The sequence below is a fragment of the Synechococcus sp. R6-5 genome, from assembly GCF_047461775.1.
GTDB lineage: Bacteria > Cyanobacteriota > Cyanobacteriia > Thermostichales > Thermostichaceae > Thermostichus.
On record NZ_JANSHV010000109.1, the window covers coordinates 17,296 to 27,115 of the forward strand.

At 60.8% G+C, this 9,820-nt stretch carries 7 protein-coding genes; 3 read left to right on the top strand and 4 right to left on the bottom strand.

Features of this window, described 5'->3' with window-relative positions; all coding sequences use genetic code 11:
- Positions 1 to 24: 24 nt before the first annotated feature.
- Positions 25 to 993 (top strand): energy-coupling factor transporter transmembrane component T family protein, encoded by a 969-nt coding sequence (locus tag NW818_RS06745; protein ID WP_414424140.1) that lies wholly within the window; start codon positions 25 to 27, stop codon positions 991 to 993.
- Positions 994 to 1,017: 24 nt separating this feature from the next.
- On the opposite strand, the gene NW818_RS06750 is transcribed toward NW818_RS06745, so the two are convergent.
- The 3 genes from NW818_RS06750 to NW818_RS06760 all read right to left on the bottom strand — a co-directional run bounded on the left by NW818_RS06750 (position 1,018) and on the right by NW818_RS06760 (position 7,401).
- Positions 1,018 to 3,960, bottom strand: a complete 2,943-nt coding sequence (locus NW818_RS06750) for a GAF domain-containing protein (RefSeq protein WP_414424141.1) — start codon at positions 3,958 to 3,960, stop codon at positions 1,018 to 1,020.
- Between the two features lie 356 nt (positions 3,961 to 4,316).
- A complete protein-coding gene (locus NW818_RS06755; RefSeq protein WP_255344535.1) occupies positions 4,317 to 4,934 on the bottom strand; it encodes an NADPH-dependent FMN reductase in 618 nt (205 codons plus the stop codon).
- 145 nt (positions 4,935 to 5,079) lie between these two features.
- Positions 5,080 to 7,401 carry a fused MFS/spermidine synthase gene (locus tag NW818_RS06760; RefSeq protein WP_414424142.1) on the bottom strand — a complete coding sequence of 774 codons (2,322 nt, stop codon included), beginning with the start codon at positions 7,399 to 7,401 and terminating at the stop codon, positions 5,080 to 5,082.
- 268 nt (positions 7,402 to 7,669) lie between these two features.
- Here NW818_RS06760 and NW818_RS06765 point away from each other — a divergent pair, with 268 nt between their 5' ends.
- The gene (locus tag NW818_RS06765; RefSeq protein ID WP_414424143.1) at positions 7,670 to 8,608 is read left to right on the top strand and encodes an alpha/beta fold hydrolase; all 939 of its coding nucleotides are present in this window, start codon (positions 7,670 to 7,672) and stop codon (positions 8,606 to 8,608) included.
- Positions 8,609 to 8,675: 67 nt separating this feature from the next.
- Here the strand turns inward: NW818_RS06765 and NW818_RS06770 are convergent, their stop codons facing one another.
- The gene (locus tag NW818_RS06770; protein ID WP_414424144.1) at positions 8,676 to 9,158 is read right to left on the bottom strand and encodes a pyridoxamine 5'-phosphate oxidase family protein; all 483 of its coding nucleotides are present in this window, start codon (positions 9,156 to 9,158) and stop codon (positions 8,676 to 8,678) included.
- Between the two features lie 199 nt (positions 9,159 to 9,357).
- On the opposite strand from NW818_RS06770, the gene NW818_RS06775 reads away from it, so the two are divergent.
- The gene (locus NW818_RS06775; RefSeq protein WP_414413991.1) at positions 9,358 to 9,579 is read left to right on the top strand and encodes a high light inducible protein; all 222 of its coding nucleotides are present in this window, start codon (positions 9,358 to 9,360) and stop codon (positions 9,577 to 9,579) included.
- The last annotated feature ends 241 nt before the right edge of the window (positions 9,580 to 9,820 follow it).

Sequence of the window (9,820 nt, forward strand, 5' to 3'; positions counted from 1 at the left end):
TAGCCTGCTTCCTTCTCAACTGTTGTGGATATTCTGCGCAATGCCCCGTTAGGGATTTATCTGGAAGAGCCTCGCACCTGGCTACATCGCCTGGATCCGCGAGTCAAGCTGGCCTGGCTGCTTAGCTTTCTCCTCAGCCCCATTCTGGCCGGCAATGGTTGGCGCTTGGCTGTGGTGGTGGCTCTTCTGCTGCTAACTGTGGCGGCCCGTCTGCCGCGCCGGGTTTGGTCAGGCCAACTCTCCCTGGTGCTGGCCCTGAGCCTGCTCACCTTTGGGATCACCAGCTTGGCCCCCGATGGGTTGGGGGTTTTCCCGCAGCCGCAACGGCAGGATATGCAGGTGGTGGGCTATGGGCTGATTCCCGTTAGCGGTGCAGGGCACTTCGACTTGGCTGTAGAACAGGGATCCCCAGACCGTGCCTGGCGGGCGCAAACCCGTGCCTGGCAAACTCCTTATCGCTACCGCCTGGTTCAGTTTTCCCTATTGGGACGAACCTTTCAGGTCTCCCGCCGTTCTCTATCGGTGGCGCTGCGGCTGGGCACCCTCATTTTTACGTTGCTCTACGCTACCCATTTGTTTCTGTTGACCACGGCCCCCGAAGAAATTGCCGAGGGGATCGGCCAATGGTTGCAGCCTCTCAAGCGTTGGAGATGGCCGATTGCCGAAGTAATTCTCACCCTCACCTTGGCGCTGCGCTTTCTGCCTTTGGTGATGGAAGAGGTGCAAAACTTGGCGCGGGCGGTGCGAACTCGGGATGTGCGCTGGGGATCCCTGAGTTTCCGGGGCGGGATGCAAACCCTGCTGGCCTTGGTGGAGCGCTTTTTTGAAAACTTGCTCCTGCGTGCCGAACAGACGGCTATGGCAATGCAGGCCCGTGGGCTGACCGGCCCAGACCATCCCCTGCGCTGGCACCGCCTACAACTGCGGCGGCTGGATCGCGGCCTACTGGCTCTACTGCCCCTGTTTTGGCTGCTCAGAACCTTGTCCCCCTAAGGTGACCGGCAACACAGCTTTTTCCTACCCAGGGGGATGGGGCTCGTCGCTGCCCATCGGCAGGAGCAGCCGAGAGACACAACGCCCATCGGAAGAGAGGTAAAAGGAGAGCTGGCCCCCCATCCGCTGCACCACCCGTTGACACAGGCTGAGTTCCAGACCAGGACTTACCGATAGAGGCGACTTGAGCAGAGGATCCGCGTAGATCACCTGGTTCGGATCCAACTGAAGGGCGGCCATCAGGTGAGGGTCGAAGCTGCCCTGATCCACCACCAGCAGCTCTGCATAGCCAAAGGGCTCCGCATCGCTATCGCGAACGCTGGCTTGGCTCCACAGATCCAGCCGCCCCCCTTCCGGGCTGCGCAAAATAGCGGCTGTCAACACCTCCCAGAGCACCATCTCCAGTCGTTCGGGATCCCCCTGGACGGCAATGCTCATGTCCCCATGGGCCCGCGGCCATAACTTGCGTTTTTGGGTCAGGGCCTCCACTCGGCGTAGGCTTTTGCGCACCAAGGTTGCCAAGGGCACCGACCGCAACTGCGGCTGCACCTGCCAAGTTTCCGACTGCAACAACGGCCCTGTGGAGACGGTCAGATCCCGCAGCCCTCTGCCGATCTCCACCACCTTTTGCCAGCGGGTGGCTTCGTCTCCGGGAATCTCCGGCACCTGACCCAGGCGGCGCAGGCTGTCCAGAAGGGCATTCTGCATGTCCATCAGGCGGCGGTGTTTGTACCAGTTCAACTCCCTGAGCACCTCCTGCTGCTCTTGCAAAGTTTGCATCCAGAGCAAGCGCCGCACCGTCCAGCCGCAGGTCTGGGCGATCAACATCACAGCCGCCCGCTCGTCGGGATCCCAAACCTTGCCCGCTTCTGCCCCCAAGATCAAAACTCCCAAAGCTCCCGCCTGCGAGGAGTTTGTCTCCCCCAGCGCCACCAGCAGCCAGGATCCCAGGCCGGTAGCAAAGTGCTCCGCACCGCTGACGCGACTGAGCCAAGTGCGGCTGGCAGGGGGGATCTGCTCCTGGGTGAGCGGCAGAGGTTCTGCCGACTGCAGCGCGTAGGCCAGTAGGGGATCTTGCAGGTCGATCTCGGTGGAGCCGGTCTCCGTCCCGGCAGCGGTAGTAAAAGGCCCCTGGAGCTGAGCCCGGCTCTCCCCCGGCTGCCAACTAACCATGAGCGCCAGAGGGATCCCCAGCAATTGGGCCGTCTGTCGGACGGTGGTGGTGTACAGATCTGACAAGGTGGCCAAGTTTGGCAAGGTTGAACAAGTGGCGATCAGGCCCTTGAGCAATTGCTCTTGTCGTTGCCGGCGTTGTTCTGACCGAATTTGCCGCAGGATCACCCCCACCTGTTGGGCAATCCCCCGCAGCAGTTGCCGCTCTTCCCGGCTCCAGGCCCGTAGCTGGGGATGCAACACCAAGAGCAGCCCTTCCACAGGTGTGGTGGCGGTACCGCCGACCCCGGTGTGGGTCAGCATCAAGGAACGAACCCCTGCCAGTTCCTGCCGCCAAGAGAGCAGGCGCAGATCTTGGTCGTAGTTTTCTGCCACGACCACCTCGCTGCGCATGAGATCCTGCCAGTCCTGGTCGCTCAGAGGGCTGAGCTGCTGTGGCAAAGTCTGCTTGCCTTCCCTGCGGTACTCGTAGAAGAGGCGGGGGATGGGGCTGTCGGGATCCACCGTCAACACGGCCACTGCACCGACTTTCAGGCGCTGGGCCAGGCCGACAACGGCTTGCTGGAGAGCCTGTTGCAGCTCCGCCGGGTTGTAAAGCGAGCGGCCCACCTGTTGCACAAACTCTTGGTCATCGGCCAACTGGCGAATGCGGCGATCCAGATTTTCTAGGGGGGCAGCCAAGGCCAACCCATTGGCGGCAGCAGCTACCAACTGTCGCTCAGCGGCTTGCCAGGTACGGGGCACATCCGATTGCACCCAGATGAACCCCAGCAGATCCTTTTCCAGCAAAATCGGGGCCGCCAAAACGGCCTGGGCCCGCAACTGCTGCATCAGCTTGGGGGGAACCTCAGAGCGAGTCGTCCCTGTGCCGCCCACCACCACCTGACCATCGGCGAGGGTGTAGTACATGTCCCCCAATTCCCGCAGCGAAAGGCTGACCTCCCCTGTTGGCCCTGCTCCGACTTTAGCCCCTTTGGGAACAGGGGGCTGAGAGGACTCCGTCCCCCCGCTGTTGCCAACAGCTTTGGGGGCGCTTCCATGGGGGACGAACTGCCCCTGGCCGCGCTCGTGCCAATACACCTGAATGTGGACGGCGCCCAGGAAAGACTGTAGCTCTTGCTTCACCCAGCTGACCCGTTCCTGCAGGGATCCCGCCTGGCGCATCGCCGTTCCCAACCTCAGGAGCGGATCCTCAAGGCGCTTTTCGGTCTGCTGCTGCCAAGCGTTTTCCAACTCCTGCAGAGAGGCTGCCAACTGCCCCAGCAAAATTCCCAAGAGAGCCTTTTCGTCCTCATGGGTGGTAACCCCCCACATTTGGGATCCCAACATCAGGATCCCCAAGCAGCGCCGCCGTCCTACTGCCGTTCGCGACAGCGGGCCGTAGGCCGAGAAGGGATAAATGAAACAGCCCTGGATCCCGCCCAGTCGCCTGGCCTCCCGCTGCCAAATGCCCATGCGCGGCTCCTGAGAGAGGTCAGGCAGGCTGATCGGTCGCTGCTCGATCACCACCTGCTCCAGGATCTCCCCCGGCTGTAGAGGATGCACCGCTCGCAGTAGGGTTTGATCCTCAAGAAGGGTCACTCCCCCCTGGCCCACCAACTGGTGATTTTGATAATCGTAAAAGGCCAGCCAGACCAGCGGCGCCCCAAACACCGCCTTGACATACTCCAGCGTGAGCTGAACGAGGGTGTTGGCATCGCTCTGCTCCCGCATCTGCTGCAAGGTTGCTTGCAGGGCCACCAGGGGAGATATTGGCCCAGCTCTATCGGAATGAGGGGGAACAGACTGAACCATACCTGTGTGGAGCTATTCTGCGGGTTCCTCTGCAAGTCAATGCCCTCTCAGCCAGATCTCCGTCGGATCTGAGCCTTATTTGTTGCTGGGCAACGCTGAGGCAACAGGTGAGAAGAAGAGAGCCCGGACTTGTTGCTGTTTGGAACAACTTTGGCATACTCTCCGCCCCAAGGGGCAGGGATTCTCGACGTCGGGCGTTCGCCCCATCCTCGACGCAGTGAAAGATTTGGTTTTCATCTCTCACCCAGCCCCAGTGTAGTCTGTCTGCAGCCGTCCTTCATGGCTTCCTAACTTCCCTTGGGTTGGTCGCGGAACGCTTGGAGAGTGTCTCGATCTAGTTTGGAATGACTGTAATTTCAGGAAGGCTTCACAACTGGGATCCCGCGCAGCTTGTGAGTATGGGTCACCAAGCTCTGGACAAAGTGTTGAAAGCGCTGTTGTAGCTTCTCGTCTTTGAGATTGCCTTGCTCGTCAAAAGCGTTCCAAGCCCGACCGATGGCGATTTGCTCTGGGATCACCCAGCCATGCACCCAACGCACAATCAAGCGCATCTGGTTCAGGGTATTGCTGTTGCTCTCGCCGCCCAAAACGCTGATCAACCCAAAGACCTTACCCTCCAGTTGCTCAAAGCTCAACAGATCCAGTGCATTTTTCAGGCTGCCGCTGATGCCGCCGTGGTACTCCGGGCTGGCTAGGATGATCCCATCCGCCCGCTTCATGGTTGCTCGTAGGACTGCCACATCGGGATAATCCGCATAGGACTCCGAGCCATCCACAAAGGGCAACTTCATCTGCCGCAGATCGAGGATGTGCAACGGGATCCCCAACTTCTCAAACTCTCGCCGCGCCACCTCCAGCGCCTGGTACGTCAGGGAATTGGGCCGCAAGCTGCCCCCGATTGCCACGAAACGAGCCGCAGAGGTTTCAGCCATGGTGGTTTGAGGATTGCCAGTGAGGGCTTGTAGAGGAGACATGGGCCGGACTCCCGAGCAGACATCAGTTACGTTGCAAACAATCATAACTCATACCAACTTCGAGTTGTAAAGATTTCCTTAACTTTTCTGCTCCCCAACCCTAATGCATTCGCCGAAGGGTCGCGTAGCGATAGCAGCCGGATTCCTATCCAGAACTGGGGATCTGGATACCCTTTAGCAAAGGGATCCAAGGCCAGCGGATCACCTGCAGCAGGTTGGAAAAGTCATCCCGCCAGACGGGATCCCCGGCCTGGGGCAAAAGGGGCTGCCAGGGATCCAGTTCCTGCAGGACTCCAGAGTTTTGGGCCAAAGGGCTCCGCCCTGCTGAGGCGGTCGTCGAAGCGTCGCGCGGCGATAACAGCACCCAGTGGGAAGGGGCCAGCCCCGCCTGGCGTTGCTCAGGGGAGAGATCCCGGTGGTCTTGGTGCCAAGCGTGAAGCTGCAGGGATCCGGCCAGGCCGGCCAACAGCGGGGCCAGGTCGAGGTGGCGGTTGGTGATGTTGAAGAGCAGCCAGCCGTGGGGCTTGAGCTTGCTGAGGTAGAGGGCCAAAGCCTCTTGCGTGAGCAAATGCACCGGCACTGCGTCAGAGCTGAAGGCATCCATCACCATCAGGTCATAGCTGCCCTCTGGGATCCCCTTGAGGCTGAGCCGGGCATCACCGAGGATGACCTGCACCTGCGCCCGCGTCTGGGCCCACCGGAGATAGGAAAAATAGCGGCTCGCCCAATCGACCACGGTGGGATCCAACTCGAAAAACGTCCACTCATCCCCTGGCTCGGCATAGGCGGCCAACGTGCCGATCCCCAGCCCCAACACCGCAATGGCGGGTATGGGATCCACAGTCTGGGCTCTGAACGCCGCAAACACCTGCCCAACCGGCCCAGACCGAGAAAAATAGGTCAGCGGCTCCAGCGCTTTTTCCGGATCCAAGTTTTGGCTGCCGTGTAGAGTGGTGCCGTGCAGAAGGCTGCGGAAGGATCCCTGCTCAGTTTGGTATTCCACGATCCGGTTGAGGCCGAAGGCGCTGCGCTCGCTGTGGATCACCTGCAGTCCCGGCTGCAGCCAGGGTTGCCCCAGCAGCACAACCAACCCCGCCATTGCTCCCACCCAACCGACCTTGGCCTGCCAGCCAGGGGCTCCGCTCTGCTGCTGTGAACGGCTCTCCCCTGACACCAACAGCGCCAGCACCGCCCAGCCCAACGCCAAACCCACCCCAGCGCCCACCTGCAGCAACGCCTGCGGTTGAAAGTGCAACAGCAGCAAAGGCAGGAGCAGCCCCAGCCCCAGCCACAGGCCCACCCGCCCCCCCTGCGCCCCCAGCACTGCCAGCGACATCCCCAGCAACAGGGGATATTCCAGCACTGTCTCAAACACCTGCGGTGCCAAGAGGGCAGAGAACATTCCCCCTAAGCTCCCCCCCAAAGCCAGCCACAGGTAAAACTGCGTCAACTGCTCCACCGGCGGGCGACGGCAAGCTAACCGGCTGTGGCAGCCCCAGCTCACCAGCCCAAAGGTGATCAGATGCAGCGGCAAAAGCAAAAAACCCGGCCTCACCCAGCCCAAGACCTGTGTCCCCACCGCCCCGCAGGCCAGAAGAGCTGTCGTTCCCAAAACCCCCTTATTGGGGTGGATCCCCCCGAAAGCCAGCATGAATGTCAGCAGATAGATCCCCAGGGGGATGGCCCACAACAGGGGCACCGCCGCCACGTCGGTGGTCAACAAGGTGGTGACCGCCACCAACAGGCCCGCCGGCAAAAAAGCCAGCCCCGCCCAGCGCCAACGCTCTCGCCAGGAAACAGCCCAATTCCCCAGAGCAGCGCTGGATCCCTGGGAATCTGCCCCGCGTTCTTGTTGCTCCGCAACGCTGTTGCGACTGAGCAGCAGACCCACCCCGCTCAGCAGCACCAGGGCTGCCACCAGCGCGTAGGATCCCGTCCACAGGAGAGTTTGCCAAGCCAAAGACAGACGAGGCTCCAACACCAGCGGGTACCCCAGCAGCCCGCCCAAGCTGCCGGCATTGCTGGCCACATAGAGAAAATAGGGATCCAAAGCCTCCCGTTGCCCCGCGACCCCTCTTGCCGCCAACCCCCGTTGCAGCAACGGCGTCGTCGCCGACAGGAGAAACAGCGGCACCCCAGCTCCCAAAGTCAAGTTTGCCAACAGAGCGAGAGGGGGCCACCATCCTTCCGGTTGGCCGGGGATCCCCAGCTGAAAGGGCAGAAGCCTCAGCCCGACCAGCAGCAAGATCCCGTGGATCAGCACCCCCATCCTGGGATTGAGGCCGCGCCCCAGCCGATCTGCCCACAGGTAGCCCAAAAGCAGGGTGGCCTGAAAAAAGGCCAGGCAGGTATTCCACACCAGGGGGGATCCCCCCCACAGTGGCAGCAGCAACTTGCCCACCAACAACTGTCCCCAGAAGAGGCAAAAAGCGCTACCAAACAAGCTGAGGCCAACTAGCCAAACCAAAGCCGACCCACCGCAAAACCCTCAACTGCCAGTATTCCCCACTTTCTCCCGGAAGCTTGAGATGGGATGTTGTAGCCGCTTGGTGGTGCCCCTTGGGATCACCCAACTCAGAGGAAGGCCGATCCTTGTTCCTCGATTCAAGTGCGCCAACGGGTGGAAGGGGGCCACCCTCCGCCAGTACTCTCAGTTGCCCCGATCACAAGGACTTTGTCCCGCTGTCGCGAACGGTTAGGATCGCAACGCTGACTCAAACCTACACTGCACCCCCATGTTGCCATGCAGCGCCAACGCGAACACAGAGCATCGCTGGCTCTGGCGTGACCAGCCCATTCGCTACCAACAGTCGGGATCCGCAGGCCCAGCCGTGTTGCTGATCCATGGCTTCGGGGCCAGCAGCGACCATTGGCGGAAAAATTTGCCGGAGCTGGGGCAGCACTGTCAGGTGTATGCGATTGATTTGTTGGGGTTTGGGGGATCCGCCAAGCCCCTGCCGGGATCCCCTTTGCCCTACACCTTTGAGACCTGGGGATCCTTGGTGGCAGACTTTGTCCGAGAGGTGGTGGGCCAGCCGGCCTACCTGGTGGGCAACTCGATTGGCTGCATTGTGGCTTTGCAGGCGGCGGTTCTGGATCCAGTCCAGGTTTTGGGGGTGGCGATGTTGGATCCCTCGCTGCGGCTATTGCACGAGCGGAAACGGGGCCAGGTCTCCTGGCTGCGCCGCCAGTTTACCCCTTTGCTGCAATCCCTGCTGGGGTGGCCCCCCTTTGGTCGTTTCTTCTTTGCTCAGGTGGCCCAGGCTAGGGCCATTCGCAATATCCTCCTCCAAGCCTACGGGCGCAAAGAAGCGGTTACCGAGGAGCTGATCCAGCTTTTGCTCAAACCCGCTTTGGAGCCGGGGGCGGCAGAGGTCTTTTTGGCCTTTGTGCGCTATTCTCAGGGGCCTTTGGCTGAAGATCTCTTGCCTCAGCTCACCTGTCCCGTCTTGATCTTGTGGGGGGAAGCGGATCCCTGGGAACCCATTGCTCTGGGGCGGGCCCTGGCACAGTTTCCTTGCGTGGTGGGGTTCATCCCGTTGCCGGGGGTTGGCCATTGCCCCCAGGATGAAGCCCCCGAGCTGGTCAACCCGCTGCTTTTGGATTGGATCCGGGATCCCACCCGAAAACCTGAGAAAGGACTCCATTCTCTCCCCCCAGAAGAGGGGAGCTAGGAAGCGGCGCAGCAAGAGCTTCCCTGGGCTCAAGGATGGCGCGGGCTGCCCTTGGAATTCTCATAATCTACGCCCGACCAAGGTGCTCCAGTTGATCCAGGTTGGGGCCCCTCAGCCGGAATGCCTGGCCAAACCCCTGGATGAAGCTACCAGTTTTGGGGACGATCTGACAGAAGTGAAAATCCGCCAAACTTAGGATCATCTCGGCAATCTCGTACTTGGCGCGATAAAGGGCCTCAAACCCCTGCGCTTGCGCCTCTTCGCGGCTGAGAAACTGGGCTTCTCCGCTCACCATCACCCGCGGCAGGGCGTGGTTACTGCGGGGATCCCCTGGGGTGGGCGGCTCGTGGATGAGCAGGCTGGCACGGGGATCTGCCCGCAAAGCCTGGGTGTGGCCAGAAAGATCGCTGATGACAATGGCAAAGCGCAAGGGATCCCGCTGCACCACAAAAGGCACCAACGACACCGCCGGGGATCCCTGCTCCAGCACCGCCAAGCTGGCCACCGGCTGGCCATCCAGCAGCATATTTAACTGTTCCAGCACCGACATGGTTGTCCTCCAGTCCCCTTGCTATTATCAGCTCCCCTGTACTGGGACAAGAGCCACAACCCTGCTTACAGGCTGTTCCTGGCCTGGTTGAACTCTGCCCGGCAGCTCGGAACATTGGGCGTCAACAACGTTGTAAATAAAACTTTACAATCCTACGCAAAGCGAGCTACGCTGGGAAAGAAAGCACGAGGAGAACCCTATGACCCGATATCGCTCCGTCGTCGTCGAAGAAGGTGGTCGGCTGAACAACTACGCCATCGAGCCGGAAATGTATGTGGACAGCACCCCCCGCGTGGGCTTCACCGAATATGCAGAGCGCTTGAACGGGCGTTTGGCAATGATCGGCTTTGTTGCCCTGATCCTGTTTGAAGCTCTGTCTGGTACCACCCTGATTGGCTGGCTGCAGTCCCTGGGCCGATAAGCCAAAGAACGCTTCCTAGGAAGAGGGCTGTCTCTAATCGCCGATTGACTGTTCGCGATAGTGGGACGGAGTCCTCACTTTGCTGCACAGTTCTCTACAACCTGATGTGCAAACGCTAGGCAGTTGTGCGAGTGTGCAGAGAGCGGGTGGTTAGGTTTATGTTTCTAGACCCCAGCTACCGTTTGAAATGTACCCCAAGCTCTGGGGGAACTAACGCCTGTGGAGACTCCTCTGGCGGGGT

Bases quoted from the DNA above. Each gene is read 5' to 3' on its own strand.
- NW818_RS06750 (WP_414424141.1), bottom strand. From the start codon at position 3,960: ATGGTTCAGTCTGTTCCCCCTCATTCCGATAGAGCTGGGCCAATATCT.
- NW818_RS06755 (WP_255344535.1), bottom strand. From the start codon at position 4,934: ATGTCTCCTCTACAAGCCCTCACTGGCAATCCTCAAACCACCATGGCT.
- NW818_RS06765 (WP_414424143.1), top strand. From the start codon at position 7,670: ATGTTGCCATGCAGCGCCAACGCGAACACAGAGCATCGCTGGCTCTGG.
- NW818_RS06770 (WP_414424144.1), bottom strand. From the start codon at position 9,158: ATGTCGGTGCTGGAACAGTTAAATATGCTGCTGGATGGCCAGCCGGTG.
- NW818_RS06775 (WP_414413991.1), top strand. From the start codon at position 9,358: ATGACCCGATATCGCTCCGTCGTCGTCGAAGAAGGTGGTCGGCTGAAC.